This window comes from Klebsiella sp. TF21-TM (genome assembly GCF_019753495.1).
Taxonomy (GTDB): Bacteria; Pseudomonadota; Gammaproteobacteria; order Enterobacterales; family Enterobacteriaceae; genus Klebsiella; species Klebsiella quasipneumoniae.
This window is the reverse complement of sequence record NZ_JAIJYL010000011.1, coordinates 84,152-98,186: the sequence shown is the minus strand read 5'-3', so window position 1 is coordinate 98,186 and position 14,035 is coordinate 84,152. Positions and strand designations below refer to the sequence as shown.

Sequence of the window (14,035 nt, the reverse complement as noted above, 5' to 3'; positions counted from 1 at the left end):
TTCTCTTAAGGTCAAAAAATGGGAGCCACTGACGCGTTGCTGCGAAAACGGGTGCGTTAGGGTTTTGGCGTCCTGCAGACCAAAACCGATGTTAATGACGAAGACCTGAGCTTATGTGTTAGCGTTTTCCTGCTGCCGGGGGGGTGTCGCCGTTGCGGCTTTTGACCTGCTGCTGGCGTAAATGAAGAACAGCGCGATACCCAAGCAGACAATGGCGCCGATTCGGCTCAGCGAGAATGGAATCGACGCATTGCCCAGCCAGCCGAAGTTATCGATCAGCATGCTCATGGTTAACTGGCCAAAAATGACGGCGACCGTAGCCACTGCAGCGCCAATACGCTGGACGGCCAGTACCATAATGACGATATACGGTACGCCAAACATTGCGCCCAGCAGCTGCCATTTAGGCACGTCCATCAGCGTCAGGGTGTGTTTGGGTTCGAAGAAGAAGATCAGCAATCCCGTCACCAGCGCGCCGACAGAAAATGTCAGGAACGCGCTTTTGAATACGCCGACCTTGCTGCCCAGCTGGCCATTGATAGCCGCCTGGATACTCAGCATGGCGCCACCGGCGACGGCGAGCAGAATCATGATAATAGTCATAATGTTACTTTACCCCTGGGCAACCATAACCAGCGCTGCAATGATAAAAATCAGCGCAATGATACGCTTACTGTCAATTTTCCGGCGCGACGTACCGAGCAGGCCGAAGTGATCAATCATCAGGCTCTTGAACACCTGGCCTGCCAGAATGCCGATCATCGTCATGGCGATGCCGATTGCAGGCGTTACCACGGTGAGGATGATGACGTAGATCGGCCCAAGCACACCGCCAAGCAGCTGCCACGCAGGTTGCGCAAAGAATGACGGGCTGTTGCGCGGGCTGAAAAAAAGCATCAGCAGAAAGGTCAGCGCCGCACCGACGCCGAATATGCTAAAGGTAGCCCAGAGGTCACCGACCTCCCCACCCAGTGGCCCGAGCAATCCTGCCTCTATGGACAGTCCCATGCCTCCGGCAATGACGATAAAAATCAATATGAGTTGCATAGCAATCAGTCTCCCGTAGTTCAGGCGGAGAAGATTACGACTTAACATGGATGAGAAAAATGCCATAATGAGATAAACACTTGTGCAGGATATGCATTAATGAATGAGCTCGGGAACATCAGTATTCGCGCCCTGCTGATTTTTATAGACGTTTATGAGACGCAGAATTTCTCTGTGGTAGCTCGGCGGGAAGGGATATCTGCCTCTCAGGTTTCGCGCGTCATCCATCAGATGGAGGATGTGCTCGGGCAGCAGCTTTTTTACCGCAATACCCGGGCGATAATTCCGACGGAAAGCGGCCATCTTTTTATCCGCTATGCGCGAGCCATGACTGGCAGCATGGAGGAGGCGCGGCGGGAACTCAACGAGAGAACGCTTGAGCCTTCCGGAATGGTGCGCATAAACGCACCGGTATTCTTTGGACAGCGCCATGTCGCCCCCGCGTTACCCGGTCTGACGGCGCGATATCCGAAGCTCAGCATTGAGCTTACCCTGACTGATGATTACATCGATCCGCACCGCGAGCCGGCTGACGTAATTTTCCGCATTGGCGTGCTGACGGATTCCGCATTTCATGCGCGCGTGTTTGGCCAGCAGTTCTATCATCTTGCCGCGTCACCGGATTACATCCGCCGGCACGGCATGTTGGGATCACCCGAAGAGCTGGCGCGGCATAAATGCCTGGTCTATCGCGGTTCGTCAGGACCAAACCAATGGCTGCTGCGCAGGCACGGAGAGGAATGGGTGCACTACCCCGTCTCGCCCCTGATGTCATCGAATAATGCTGAAACCCTGCTGATTGCCGCGCTCGGGGGGATGGGGATTGTGCTGTTTCCTGACTGGCTGATTGGAGACCGGCTGAAGCGCGGCGAGCTTGTCGAACTGCTGCCGGAGCTGGATACGTCCATAAAAACGGAGCCACAGCATATCGCAGCAATCTATCCGAATGCCCGCCACCCTCCTCTGAACGTTCGGGCGATTATCGATTACTACCTTGACGCGTTTGGTTCACCGCTTTACTGGCAGTCTGAATAAGACAGGCGATGTTATTGCACGTCCTGAAGTTAATTTCCGTTTCTGGCACAGAGCCAACGAGTTAAATGCCCTTGAGGTCCGTTTTGAGCGAAGACCGGACCACACTATCTAAAGAAAGATATCGCTGATAATGTTGGGACCGCTCAGGTTAAAAAAGGTATAACTTTCTTTTCATTGACGATAACGAAGGAATTTTCATGGTTGAGGTTGAGGAAATAAAAAGGAAATATCCAGGCGCAGGGGCCTGGCAAATGGGTGACAGTCCGGAACTGGCAAGCGAGCTTGCGGAGCTGATTAAAAAAGGGATCAAAACGGCTTCTTGCGGATCTTTTGCCTCTTATCAGCAGGAAGAGTCTGCCCCGAGGATTGGGGATTATAACATTATTCTTGATGGCCAGAATGTTCCAGTTTGCGTGATCAGACTGGTTTCGATGCAGCTGGTGCGTTTTTGTGATGTGACTGAAGCGTTCGCCCGCAAAGAGGGTGAAGGCGATTTAAGCCTTGAATACTGGCAGAAAGAGCATCAGCGTTTTTTCATTCGTGAAGGTCATTTTTCTGAGGATATGGAGTTGATCGCAGAAGAGTTTGAAGTGGTTGAGGTGCTGTGAGACAAGGTTAACGGGCTGACGTTTTATCAATCGCCACTGATAACACTGTTCGCTTCTGGCGCGGAGCGGACAAGCTATCGAACTAAAGGTTCGCATTGAGCAAGGAGCGGACGTGCCAGCTATAATTGGTAATAAAATGAGAGGAAAGCTATTCTGATTTGTTTATAAAGAACATTTTTACATCCAAGGGCGAAATATTTTTTATGCTATCTTACATGCTATCTCAATATGCCAGGCTACCTGTGCCTGAATTTACCCTACGTTCATGGCTAAAACAATGGTTGTCAGAGCAGGAGTCGAGGTGTACAGACAGAAGTTTCTCGGCGCGATTTCCCTGGAGAGAAACTGGATTATGTCAGGAATATTTTTTACAACGAAAACTCAAAATTGATGGAAAGCAATTTCTTACTGGCCCCCGTTATCAGGGCGGAAATATTAACAAACCTTTTATTGATATTGTAGGTATGGATTCTGACCTAAATCATACTGCATTAGAACTCATTAGTAAGGAATGGTCACAACTCAGAGCTCAGTATGTCCGCATTCTTGTACCCGGCCAGTCCTTCCCACAGGGTATTCCCGACCAGTATATATACGCCACCTCTTTTTCTGAACCCCCTGAATTTAATGATAAATCTCTTACTTTGCAAGTGGCGACATACGAAGATTTTGACTGGTGTTGTCAGGCTCTGGGCGATGCCTATAAGCATACATGGCAGACAGTTCGCGAACTGTCTGCAAACAATTTGGTAGCAGTTGATGACGAAGAGTTGTGTGACCATATTTCTGAGAGAGAAGTATATATTATCTATGAAAACGACGTTCGCGCCGGGTTGCTAATATGCCAGAAAGGAAACATCGCTTTTCTGAGAGGATATCGTATTACTGACAAAGTAATACTTCCTGCTTTTCGTGGTCGATCATTGTCAGCCCGAGCGCAACGCCTGCTGTACCGATTATTAACTCATTCCGATTCTGAACTATCTTTGTATATGGGCACAATTATTCCGGAGAATATCCCCTCGATGAAAACTGCAGAAAGAGCGGGACGAACTTGCATCCTAAGTTATCAATTTCTACCCATCTGCAGAACCCACGGCTAACAGCAATGCTAATTTATCTTCAGCCTACTTCCGCTTTTGGCACACACGGGACGTCAAGGGCCCGGGTGTACTCCCCTGGACGCATTAATGGGCGGTATGTGATTGTTGTGCAGGCTATCATATGGCCTGAGGTACAGCAGAATCAGGCTTCGTAGAAATGAGTCGGCTCACAGCGTCCGGAATCCACCCGGTGCCGTAAATCACCGCAAGGTCTGTCATAAGGTAATTTCATAACGTATCGCGACACCTTTTTTCTTCACGCAGGCCTTCTCTTTCACGGTTTGTCAGAACTGTGGACCGCAGTAATCTCCACTCCGTGCTTTAATCAATGAGAGTGTGTCGGGTGCAAATTAAACTACCTTTCTCAACAGCAAAAGCGGGATACGCCTACCCTCGCAGGGTTTCTGCGTCTGGTAATATGCCCATGACAGTCTCAAAGACCGCTTTGAGGGTTTCCCGGTTTAAGGCACATAATCGCGCGGCGTTGCCCCCAAAATGCAGCGAAAAGCAGCGGTAAAGGCCGCCGGGCATGAGAAACCAAGCTGGTAAGCGACCTGTTTGATTGGAACGCCGTTCGCAAGAAGATCCAACGAAGCATAAATTCTGGCTCTCTGCTTCCATGTTCGAAAACTAAAGCCTGTATCCTTCATAAACAATCGGGAAAAGGTCCGTTCCGACATGGCCGACATAAAAGCCAGCTCGCTCAGCGATGCTTCCCAGCGCTGATTGACCAGTAGCGATCTGGCCGCGCTGAATAATCGCTCATCATTCGGCATGGGTAGCGCCATCGTTAAAGGTGGCGCCTCGCTGAGAATTTCCAGAAGCAACAACGCTATCTTCCGTTGAATCGGTCTGGCGTAGTCCTCACTGAACAGCCCTGCGATAAGTTCTTTGACTAACGACGTAGCCGTGATCACATGCACCTGTTGACTCTTCGTAAAGCTCGTACATTCTGCGATAAGGCTACTGCTTAAATAGATCGCCCTGAGATCGGTTTGTGAAAGCAGATGGTAACTATGGATATGCAGAGGCGGTAGCCATAATGCCCGCTGAGGAGGGATCACCCAACGGTCACTCTCTGTTTGCACCAGCATCACCCCTCTGGTGGCGAAGAGTAGCTGCCCCTCAACATGATGATGGGGAGGATCTACCTCACCGCGTTGATAGCTTATCGCAGTACTGGACCAGCCTGTGGATTCATCATGTCTTGGCGCTTTATCTATACTACCTGGCATTTCAGATTTAGCCCCTGCATTTATCATATCGAAACTGGAACCACCCGGAGTAGAGCCTTAGGCAATGGGTGCGTGACTTATCATTCTGATCGTCAAAGATATTACAGGAGCTTAACCTCATGCGTGTACACTTTATCGTACATGAAAGTTTTGAAGCCCCGGGCGCATATGAAACCTGGGCAATAAACCAAGGTCATGATGTAACTTACTCACACGTCTATGCAGGCGATCGGCTACCTGCTGACGCCGAAGGCATCGATTTTCTTATCGTGATGGGCGGTCCGCAAGATCCGGACACAACGCTTGAAGCGTGCCCGCACTTTAATGCTAAAGCGGAACAGGCGCTGATTGCTTCCGCGGTTAAAACCGGTAAGGCGGTGATCGGTATCTGCCTGGGTTCACAGCTCATTGGTGAAGCGCTGGGCGCGCCTTTCTCTCATAGCCCGGAAAAAGAGATTGGTAAATTCCCGATCACATTGACCGAAGACGGCAGAAAGGATGAGATGTTCTCTCACTTTGGGAAAACACTGGAAGTGGGTCACTGGCATAACGATATGCCAGGCTTGACGCCGGAGGCCAAAATTATCGCTTACAGCGAAGGCTGTCCCCGGCAGATCGTTGCCTATTCAGACCGCGTCTTTGGTTTCCAGTGCCATATGGAGCTCACATTGGACGTTGTAGAACGGCTGATCGCCCATTCTGAGCAAGAGCTGAGCCGTGCAGCAGACTACCGTTTCGTTGACACGCCTGCAGCGCTCCGGGCCCACGATTACAGTGAAATGAATCAAGTGCTTTTTGGCTTTCTGGATAAGCTGGAAGCGCGTTACAACGCCGCTCAAGCATAATGTCATGCCCGGTGAGCTTGCCATCGGGTTGAGATTGTCATGTCCGCTCCTGGTACAGAGCGGACGAACTAACTGATTTGAAGGTCCGCTATGAGCGAGGAGCGGACCTTCGTGATTGGCAGCTTGGTGATTCACTAGTATGAATATTTGTTAATCATTTGGGAGCAGATCGCGGTCAGTGCAGGAATGGAAGCCTGAGTAATACCGAAACCAATTCCTGAGACATTTCCCTCAAAAGAACCAGTCTCGATACATCCATTTGATAGTGCGAACAGTTTGGTTACTGCTGATCTTGTATGGCTAAAGAATAGAAATACAGCCAATGTGGGCGCATTGTGTGATTTTTACGCTATGGGATTACTAGAAAAAAAAATCTGTTTTAGGTAGGATGTCGATAAGAAAAGTCGCAAAAACCTCACTATGCGTCAACCCAGTCACTAAGACAGACTACCCAGCGTATGACAAGACTTATGTCAAAACAACCGGGCCAGGTACTTTGATGCTAAAAGGAAAACAGCATGCCTTTAGATGAAAAAGATAAGTTTGATAATGATCTGATCCAGAAGATGATTACCCGCACAGACGGGTTTCATAATTATGCCAATACTAAATCCACTATAATCATTACCTTTATTACAGCCATACTGGCAGCAATAGGCACTAATGCTGGAAGTGCATTATCTTACTTAGATTCAAAAGGCTGTCATGAGTTGACAGTTATTTTCAAGGTCTTATTACTAGTTTCCTTGGCCTTACTTTTATCTGGATACTTTTTTATTGGTCAAACCGTTATTCCCTATATTAAGACGAGCTCGAAGAGAAATTTTTACTCGTTTATTGATACAGTAAAGCAGTTTACTTCGGAGAAGGAGTTTGAACAAGAAATAAAACAAACTCCAATCAATGAAATAACCAGCACCATGATTTCTCTACAATACAACCTTTCTCAAGGTCTGGTAGAAAAATACCGCCTTCAACGTCTTTCTATATTTTTAATTCTTTTCGCCGCAATACCATTAATGATTAACACATTGATTATCTTATTCGTATAAGGACATATAATGAGCACTCAATTTAAAGATCTTTTTAGTAAAGCCCGAATCGATGTCAGCAGTCGTATGAAAACGGGTAACCTAAGAAAGTCAAATGTATATGCGGATTCGCAGCAGAAAGTAATTTCTGAAAGTGTGAAGAAAGGGATGCGCAATGATAGTACAGATGATTATTTGAAAGCAAGCCTTGAAGGTTATGCGGAAGATGGTATGCCAACCATCTTCCGAGATGTAAAAGCTGAATTAAGGAAAGTTTTTTATAAAAAACCTGAAGTCAATGAAGCTATCGGCTGCCATCCGGACTTTGACGATCTCAGATTAAACGATGAGCTTCGTAACGGCTATGCCGTAACGATGTTTTTTGATATAGCCGGATCGACAAAACTTGGAAAAACGTATCCACCTGATATGGTTTTCAATATAAAGAACACAATTATAAGATATGTTATTGAAATAATTCAGGCTTTTGATGGCCACGTTCATCGTATTATGGGCGATGCTGTGATGGCATTTTTCCGCAGTGAAGTGAAGTCTATAGAAGGAAAAAAAATAGACAGCGCGATTGATGCTATTAACGCTGCTGTATACATACTTGAATTTATGGAACAGGTTATCCGGCCAGAGTTGGGAGATCAGGGTTCGGAAGAACGTATAGGCGTCAGACTGGGAATCGACTACGCTAAAGATGATGATATCGTGTGGGGAAACTATGGTGTTTCAGGTGCATTTGAAGTAACGGCGACTTCATATCATGTTGATGTTGCGGCCAAACTTCAGCAAGCGGCAGAAACTGATACGATCATGATTGGCGAAAATCTCAAGTCGCTGCTTGGCTTAGGGATGGAGTACCTGTCCACCAAATGGAAATGGGTGAAGAATGAAGATGGTACAGAATTTAAGCGCTATTATCGGTATGTAAAGCCTAACTATAGAGTCAGAGGATCACAGATAAACTATTCGCAATATGTTTTTGACAGTGCATCATATTTTAAGTTTTTGCCGTATGGTATAGAAAGTAAAAGAACGTCAGTGGTACTGACCGCAACAGCAAATAACGTTGAAAAAATATTTTATTGCCCTTGTTCTGAAAGCCTCGATAAAGGAATGTCGTTAAACTTCCATGTGACATTCACTGCTCCTGCAGGGCAGCCGTATACGGTCAAAGCTGTTAAGAGGAACACTGGCCCTGACGCTGAAAGAAATTCAGCGTTAAAGGAAGAGAAAAAGGACAGAACTATGACTTTTTACGCAGGCCAGTGGCATGCCGACATTTCTGAAAATGCTAGTTATCACGGTTTGCATCATATGGAAATTAAAATTTATGATAGCTATGACACAGAAATCGATAGGACAATATTTAGCATTTTTATTAGCTGAATATATACTGAAACATACTTTTGTAAATATACTACGATGCAGAATAAAGAAAAACCGGACGACATTATCATAAGGTGCTAATCATTCAAAAATGATTAATTGGATAAGAGGTTTATGTTCAAGACAGGAGCTATGAGTTGCGCCTGTACTCCTGCTAATACTGACATTGGAAAAGTCCGCTCCTGGCGCAGTGCGGACGTTTTAACGAGCTGAAGGTCCCCTGTGCGCAAGGAGCAGGCATACAGACCAGGATAGAATGTAGTTAGTCAGACTTTCAACAGGTAATCTGGCGACACGGGAAAAGTACGCCATCAGTATTGCTGCTTCATCGCGTCTATAAATGCTCAGGAGGGTTCAATGTCTTCCGCTTTTCAACATCGTTTCATTCTTACAGGTGGCCCAGGGTCAGGCAAAAGCACGATAATTGATACGATTATGAAACGAGGATTTTGGTGTTCTAAAGAATCTGGAAGAGGTGTTATACAAGACCAGGTTAACATCGGTGGTGATGCATTGCCGTGGGCCAATCAGACTGCATTTGCAGAGCTCATGCTATCCTGGGAAATGCGTTCGTGGCACGAAGCGGAAGGGCAAACACAACCATGCTTCTTCGACCGTGGAGTTCCTGATATTGTAGGCTATTTACTTCTTTCAGCGCTTACCATACCGAGGCATCTAGAAAACGCCATCGAGAAATTTCGCTATAACCGAACCGTATTTATTGCACCGCCCTGGAAGGATATATATGTACAGGATACAGAGCGCAAGCAATCTTTCGATATCGCCGTTGCGACATATCACGCAATGGTGAAAACATACCGTATGTATGACTATCAGTTGATTGAATTGCCATGCGTTTCTGTAGAGGAGCGTGTCGATTTTATCCTTTCCAGGATAGTACGTTGATAAAACGGTAACTACGCGTAATGGTGAACCTCGATGCCTGAATCTGCTGTATTCTAGTGAACATACAACTTCCGCTCCTGGCACAAAGCAGACGCCCATTCTCACGCGAATGCTTTGCCCTTTACTTGCCAACAACCGAATCGCTTGCTCCGCAACTATGGTTTTTTATTAGAATCTTCGCCACCAAATAAATTATAATAAATTGATTTTATTAGACATCTGTCAGAATCTATATGGTCAGCACGTGTTGCATGCTCTAATGTTTCAAATGCTAAATTATGCGCGGCCTCAGAAAATATTCCAGGCCAACCCTTACTCAGCATAGACAGTCCTTTAAGGACTCTTATCTGAATCTCCCTCATACTGGCACCATCGCGCGCGACAGGTGAGAAAAAGTCTTCCAGTAGATCGTTATTCTGAAGTGGTGCAACATGAACTGAAGGATATTTCACTTCTATTTCATCAGATTTATTCTGCGCGTAAGTGGAAAGTATACGAACACCTCTGCCAATGACATCAATGGCGGTTCCAGGATCGTTCACTGCGGGGGAAAGGGCCCGGCAGGCTATTTCGGCCATGACGCTAAGACAAAATCGGGGATCCTGAGCAAATGAACGTACATCCGAGACAATAATCGTCTCAAGTAAATCGGCGCTGATTGATGACTCCTGGCCTTGACTCAGGTACAAAACTGGCATGGATGGATGTATGAAACTGCCTGGCTGTGCCACGAGGTATACATGACGGGGATCATTGGTCAGCAGCTTGCTAAGTTGCACCATATCAATATATTCAACATAGCCAATCTTCTTCGGATAAACTGCAACCGTTCCTTTCGGCTGTTCATTGTTCTCAAGCCATGGATATCCGCCGAGAAAGGGATTTCTTGCTCTCGCAATAAATGATTCGATGGCCGCCTGTTCTACTTTTGCCGTTGTCTCACCTACCCTCCCCAGAGAGGTCAAATGCTGTATCCAGCGAAGCAATGTGATGAGGATTAAGGCAATGACAACCAGTGTGACAATGAATAAAATGACTCTCCCCCTTTCTCCATAAGCTCCCATATTGAGCGCAATAATCCCTACCAGACTGAAGAGAAAAGAACCGATGAAGGTGGCCAGTACATTTTGTGTGGTTACGTCTTCAACAACTAAACGCGTAGCTCTGGGAGTCACATTAGTAGTGGCTGAACCGTAGGCTGTGACCATGATACTCAACGAAAAAGTGGTCACTGCCAGCATACTCGATGCCAGTATGTTCAGAATGTTATCGACTGCTTCCGCACCAACCTTCACGGAAACCGACTCAGGTATCATTGATTTAAAAAGAATTGATAAAAGGGCCGTTATTATCGCGACAATGGCGAATAACGTTGCCCTGAACCATAGCTTTTTAAATGTCTGCTTCAGAATCCATTTCCAGCGTGAAATCATTCTGCATTCCTCATATTGCGGCCGGGATAAATAATTGCCGCCCCCAGGACGGCATGTTGCTATTAACGAACCAGGTGCAGGAAGTGCAGATGTTTTTCGTACTGGTCCAGTATGTCATTAATCAGCTGCTCCTGGTTCCAGCCCATCACATCATAATTTTGACCGCCTTCTTTGAGATAAACCTCAGCGCGATAATATCTATGTTGTTCAGTCTGCTGCTCATTATTATCCATCGCGGCGAGCGCGAAGGTCGGTGAGCTATACCCGCGAAGCCTCACTTCATATATAAAATTCAGCTCGTTACCCAAATCGACTTCAAGACGAATACGATCCTCGACAGTGTCACTGATGTGGCTTATCGTCCCCTGCTTGTTCAGCTCTTCCTGAACCAGCGTCATGGCGGGCTGGATGACGTCGTCCATAAAACGTTTCACAAGAGATCGCTTCGGCAGATACGCGATATTGCGTAACCTTCTCTGCCAGGGAATTGGGTTACGTGCAGCCGTAGGAGCAATTGTCGCCATGCTCAGGCTTTCACGCTTGGTCAAATCCCGGCGCAAAGCTTTTAAAAGTCCGTATATGGATATCAGTAAGATCACTGAGAAAGGCAATGCACTCGCTATTGTCACTGTTTGCAGCGCACTTAGCCCTCCGGCAAGGAGAAGCGCAATTGCGACAATGCCCATGAGCGAGGCCCAAAATATTCGCTGCCAGACGGGTGTGTTTGCCACTCCACCTGATGCCAGAGAATCAACTACCATTGCCCCCGAATCAGCAGACGTGACAAAGAAGACGATGACCATCGCCATTGCGATGAATGACAGCACGGAAGAGAACGGGAAATGCTCGAGGAAATTAAACAGGGCCAGCGCCACATCCTGCTGAACAGTATTGGCGAGGTCTGTGGCCCCCTGGTTCATAATGAGATAGATCGCGCTGTTACCAAACACCGTCATCCACATTAGCGTAAAACCCGCGGGAACAAACAGCACGCCGGTGACAAACTCGCAAATGGTTCGCCCGCGGGAGACCCGGGCGATGAACATTCCTACAAACGGCGACCATGAAAGCCACCATCCCCAGTACAGTAATGTCCAGCCCCCCAGCCAGTTGCTCGACTTAGGCTCATACGCGTAAAGGTTGAACGTTTTACTCACCAGTTCCGAAAGATAACCGCCCGTATTTTCCACAAATGACTTCAGCAGAAGCACGGTTGGTCCCAGACACAGAACCAGCGCCAGGAGCAACAACGCCAGACCCAGATTGAGCTCAGACAGGATACGTATTCCCTTATCCAGGCCGGACACCACTGAAATCGTCGCTAACCCCGTGATGACCACGATCAGAATGACCTGCACCGTTTCATTGATGGGCACCCCGAAAAGATGGTTCAAACCGGCATTCACCTGCAAAACACCGTAACCCAGCGATGTCGCGACGCCAAAGACCGTGCCTATAACAGCGAAAATATCAACCGCATGGCCTACAGGCCCGTATATGCGATCGCCAATAATGGGATAGAGTGCGGAGCGCAGAGTTAAAGGCAGACCGTGACGGTAACTGAAGAACGCCAGAATCAGCGCCACAATGGCATAAATTGCCCATGCGTGCAGTCCCCAGTGGAAGAAGGTCAGACGCATTGCTTCCTTGGCTGCCGCAACGGTTTCTGGCGTGCCAACGGGAGGCGAAAGATAATGCATTACAGGTTCGGCAACGCCAAAGAACATCAGGCCGATCCCCATCCCTGCCGAAAAAAGCATCGCAAACCAGGAGTGGTAGCTGAAATCAGGCTGCGCATGGTCCGGGCCCAGCTTGATATCACCGTAGCGTGAGAGTCCAAGGAAGGTGACACTTAGTAAAATCAGGGCCACAGCAAGGATGTAGAACCAGCTGGCATTCGTGAAGATTTGTTGCTGTAGTAGTTTAAAATTTTTGTCGGCGACATCCGGGAATACGGCGGCAAAGGCGACAAGAAGGAAAATTAGCAAAGCAGATGTAAAGAATACCGCTTTGTTAATCTGGCTTGTAGACTTCTTCGGGGTTGTATCATTATCACTCATAATCATTTATTCCATTAATTAAATCCGCACTGGATAGACGGCACTACCTTTCACAGAGTAGCAAAGTTCAACTGGCTATGCGGCGTTAATCGGAACGCATGGTGTAATAAGTGCCGATACAAATCATCCTGTATTCTAAGGGGTCCTGGTTACTCAGCCTGCCGCTTCGTGGGGCATTTATTTGTATCAAAGCTGGGATATACGTGAAGTGAAGTATATTAATTTGGGGTAAGTCAGACTGTTCCATCCAGGTGACGTAAATGTGTCGCGATCCCCCATCTAAGGGCGGTACACCTTCCATTAACCAACTCGAAAACGGAGTAACTCGCGTTGGGTTGCGCATACCTGTGAAAATCATCCACAGCTCCGCTTGTTAGCATCGCAAGCACGCCCTGAATGACCTGCCCGTGAGACACAAGACATATTGTTCGATGATGATGTTTTTTTTCCAGATTGGATAAAAAATGCATAATTCGCTGCGAAGCATGTGAGAGAGACTCCCCCCCTGGCGGACAATACTCTGCATCAAGGTTGAATAACGCTTCTGCGGCGTCTGGATTATTCTGCAGGAGCTCTACGCTTGTCATGCCCTCAAACTGACCAAAAGCCTGTTCTTTCAGAGCTGGTTCAGCTATCAGTGAACAATAAAAACTCTCCGCCAGGCGCTGTCCCATTTGCCAGGCCCGGCCAAGCGGAGAAGCGTAAACACATTCTACCCGGTAATCACTCGCTACAAACGCTGCCAGCAAGGCTGCTGTTTGACGCTCCCCACGAAGCGTCAAGGCGCTATCACTGTGTCCCTGAATAATACTTTTTACATTCCACTCTGTTTCCGCGTGTCGAACCAGTATTACTTGCATCATTGAAGGGTCACATATGCTGTTGTTTAAAATGTTACAAACTAAAAACACCCCGTTTATATGCAGGCAAGTTCTTAGCTCTCGGCGAAAAACAGGAACACGTGTCGCTGACAAGGGTTATATTCAGTCGCCCCTGCCGGCGGCCTCTATCTCAGTAAAACCTGAATCAGCTGTACGAAGATATACACTCCCGCTACCACTTGTATGATCCGAAAACCCCATCTGAAATAACGCCATTGATAACGTTCTCTGGCATCAGCCGCTTCAATGGCAGGATCAAAACGTTTTCTTTTCCTGGTTCTGAATGTATCGAATCCCCACAGGATGAGAAGAAAGATGATGATAACTTTTTCAACGATAAGATGGTTCACAAAGAGAGACTCCGGTCTTCTCACGGTTACAGGCAGAATAGAGAAACCGCCTGGAGGTAGCCACCACTAAATGTTGGGGTACCTGAAGACGCAAGCCAGGTGT

At 47.3% G+C, this 14,035-nt stretch carries 14 protein-coding genes; 7 read left to right on the top strand and 7 right to left on the bottom strand.

The features are described 5' to 3' along the window. Positions 1-111: 111 nt before the first annotated feature. Positions 112-603 (bottom strand): DMT family transporter, encoded by a 492-nt coding sequence (locus K5R89_RS12790; RefSeq protein ID WP_032452927.1) that lies wholly within the window; start codon positions 601-603, stop codon positions 112-114. A 9-nt stretch (positions 604-612) separates the two neighbouring features. Beyond that, on the bottom strand, positions 613-1,047 hold the full coding sequence (locus K5R89_RS12785; RefSeq protein WP_023289765.1) for a DMT family transporter: 435 nt from the start codon (positions 1,045-1,047) through the stop codon (positions 613-615). Between the two features lie 99 nt (positions 1,048-1,146). On the opposite strand from K5R89_RS12785, the gene K5R89_RS12780 reads away from it, so the two are divergent. The 3 genes from K5R89_RS12780 to K5R89_RS12770 all read left to right on the top strand — a co-directional run bounded on the left by K5R89_RS12780 (position 1,147) and on the right by K5R89_RS12770 (position 3,793). Then, positions 1,147-2,082: a LysR family transcriptional regulator gene (locus K5R89_RS12780; protein ID WP_032456087.1), complete on the top strand. Its 936-nt coding sequence runs from the start codon at positions 1,147-1,149 to the stop codon at positions 2,080-2,082. A 251-nt stretch (positions 2,083-2,333) separates the two neighbouring features. Next, positions 2,334-2,690 (top strand): ASCH domain-containing protein, encoded by a 357-nt coding sequence (locus K5R89_RS12775; protein WP_072199053.1) that lies wholly within the window; start codon positions 2,334-2,336, stop codon positions 2,688-2,690. A 203-nt stretch (positions 2,691-2,893) separates the two neighbouring features. After that, a complete protein-coding gene (locus K5R89_RS12770; RefSeq protein ID WP_072013422.1) occupies positions 2,894-3,793 on the top strand; it encodes a hypothetical protein in 900 nt (299 codons plus the stop codon). Positions 3,794-4,254: 461 nt separating this feature from the next. On the opposite strand, the gene K5R89_RS12765 is transcribed toward K5R89_RS12770, so the two are convergent. Continuing rightward, positions 4,255-5,055 (bottom strand): helix-turn-helix domain-containing protein, encoded by an 801-nt coding sequence (locus tag K5R89_RS12765; RefSeq protein ID WP_171005070.1) that lies wholly within the window; start codon positions 5,053-5,055, stop codon positions 4,255-4,257. Positions 5,056-5,147: 92 nt separating this feature from the next. Between K5R89_RS12765 and K5R89_RS12760 the strand changes: the two genes are divergently transcribed. From K5R89_RS12760 to K5R89_RS12745, 4 genes are all read left to right on the top strand, one after another. Next, positions 5,148-5,873 carry a type 1 glutamine amidotransferase gene (locus K5R89_RS12760; protein WP_044523381.1) on the top strand — a complete coding sequence of 242 codons (726 nt, stop codon included), beginning with the start codon at positions 5,148-5,150 and terminating at the stop codon, positions 5,871-5,873. 518 nt (positions 5,874-6,391) lie between these two features. Continuing rightward, entirely contained in the window at positions 6,392-6,925 is a 534-nt protein-coding gene (locus K5R89_RS12755; protein ID WP_048297553.1) for a Pycsar system effector family protein, read from the top strand. Between the two features lie 9 nt (positions 6,926-6,934). Next, positions 6,935-8,302 carry an adenylate/guanylate cyclase domain-containing protein gene (locus K5R89_RS12750; RefSeq protein ID WP_227523334.1) on the top strand — a complete coding sequence of 456 codons (1,368 nt, stop codon included), beginning with the start codon at positions 6,935-6,937 and terminating at the stop codon, positions 8,300-8,302. A 357-nt stretch (positions 8,303-8,659) separates the two neighbouring features. Then, a complete protein-coding gene (locus K5R89_RS12745; RefSeq protein ID WP_048297554.1) occupies positions 8,660-9,208 on the top strand; it encodes an AAA family ATPase in 549 nt (182 codons plus the stop codon). Positions 9,209-9,363: 155 nt separating this feature from the next. On the opposite strand, the gene K5R89_RS12740 is transcribed toward K5R89_RS12745, so the two are convergent. The 4 genes from K5R89_RS12740 to K5R89_RS12725 all read right to left on the bottom strand — a co-directional run bounded on the left by K5R89_RS12740 (position 9,364) and on the right by K5R89_RS12725 (position 13,932). Continuing rightward, positions 9,364-10,641 carry a DUF2254 domain-containing protein gene (locus K5R89_RS12740; RefSeq protein WP_087827294.1) on the bottom strand — a complete coding sequence of 426 codons (1,278 nt, stop codon included), beginning with the start codon at positions 10,639-10,641 and terminating at the stop codon, positions 9,364-9,366. A gap of 62 nt (positions 10,642-10,703) precedes the next feature. Beyond that, positions 10,704-12,701: a choline BCCT transporter BetT gene (locus tag K5R89_RS12735; RefSeq protein WP_137910588.1), complete on the bottom strand. Its 1,998-nt coding sequence runs from the start codon at positions 12,699-12,701 to the stop codon at positions 10,704-10,706. A 233-nt stretch (positions 12,702-12,934) separates the two neighbouring features. After that, a complete protein-coding gene (locus tag K5R89_RS12730; RefSeq protein ID WP_217259417.1) occupies positions 12,935-13,564 on the bottom strand; it encodes a histidine phosphatase family protein in 630 nt (209 codons plus the stop codon). Positions 13,565-13,707: 143 nt separating this feature from the next. Continuing rightward, positions 13,708-13,932, bottom strand: coding sequence for a hypothetical protein (locus K5R89_RS12725; protein WP_086075864.1), 225 nt, complete (start codon positions 13,930-13,932; stop codon positions 13,708-13,710). Positions 13,933-14,035 lie beyond the last annotated feature (103 nt).

Bases quoted from the DNA above. Each gene is read 5' to 3' on its own strand.
- K5R89_RS12790 (WP_032452927.1), bottom strand. From the start codon at position 603: ATGACTATTATCATGATTCTGCTCGCCGTCGCCGGTGGCGCCATGCTG.
- K5R89_RS12785 (WP_023289765.1), bottom strand. From the start codon at position 1,047: ATGCAACTCATATTGATTTTTATCGTCATTGCCGGAGGCATGGGACTG.
- K5R89_RS12780 (WP_032456087.1), top strand. From the start codon at position 1,147: ATGAATGAGCTCGGGAACATCAGTATTCGCGCCCTGCTGATTTTTATA.
- K5R89_RS12775 (WP_072199053.1), top strand. From the start codon at position 2,334: ATGGGTGACAGTCCGGAACTGGCAAGCGAGCTTGCGGAGCTGATTAAA.
- K5R89_RS12770 (WP_072013422.1), top strand. From the start codon at position 2,894: ATGCTATCTTACATGCTATCTCAATATGCCAGGCTACCTGTGCCTGAA.
- K5R89_RS12765 (WP_171005070.1), bottom strand. From the start codon at position 5,055: ATGATAAATGCAGGGGCTAAATCTGAAATGCCAGGTAGTATAGATAAA.
- K5R89_RS12760 (WP_044523381.1), top strand. From the start codon at position 5,148: ATGCGTGTACACTTTATCGTACATGAAAGTTTTGAAGCCCCGGGCGCA.
- K5R89_RS12755 (WP_048297553.1), top strand. From the start codon at position 6,392: ATGCCTTTAGATGAAAAAGATAAGTTTGATAATGATCTGATCCAGAAG.
- K5R89_RS12750 (WP_227523334.1), top strand. From the start codon at position 6,935: ATGAGCACTCAATTTAAAGATCTTTTTAGTAAAGCCCGAATCGATGTC.
- K5R89_RS12745 (WP_048297554.1), top strand. From the start codon at position 8,660: ATGTCTTCCGCTTTTCAACATCGTTTCATTCTTACAGGTGGCCCAGGG.
- K5R89_RS12740 (WP_087827294.1), bottom strand. From the start codon at position 10,641: ATGATTTCACGCTGGAAATGGATTCTGAAGCAGACATTTAAAAAGCTA.
- K5R89_RS12735 (WP_137910588.1), bottom strand. From the start codon at position 12,701: ATGAGTGATAATGATACAACCCCGAAGAAGTCTACAAGCCAGATTAAC.
- K5R89_RS12730 (WP_217259417.1), bottom strand. From the start codon at position 13,564: ATGATGCAAGTAATACTGGTTCGACACGCGGAAACAGAGTGGAATGTA.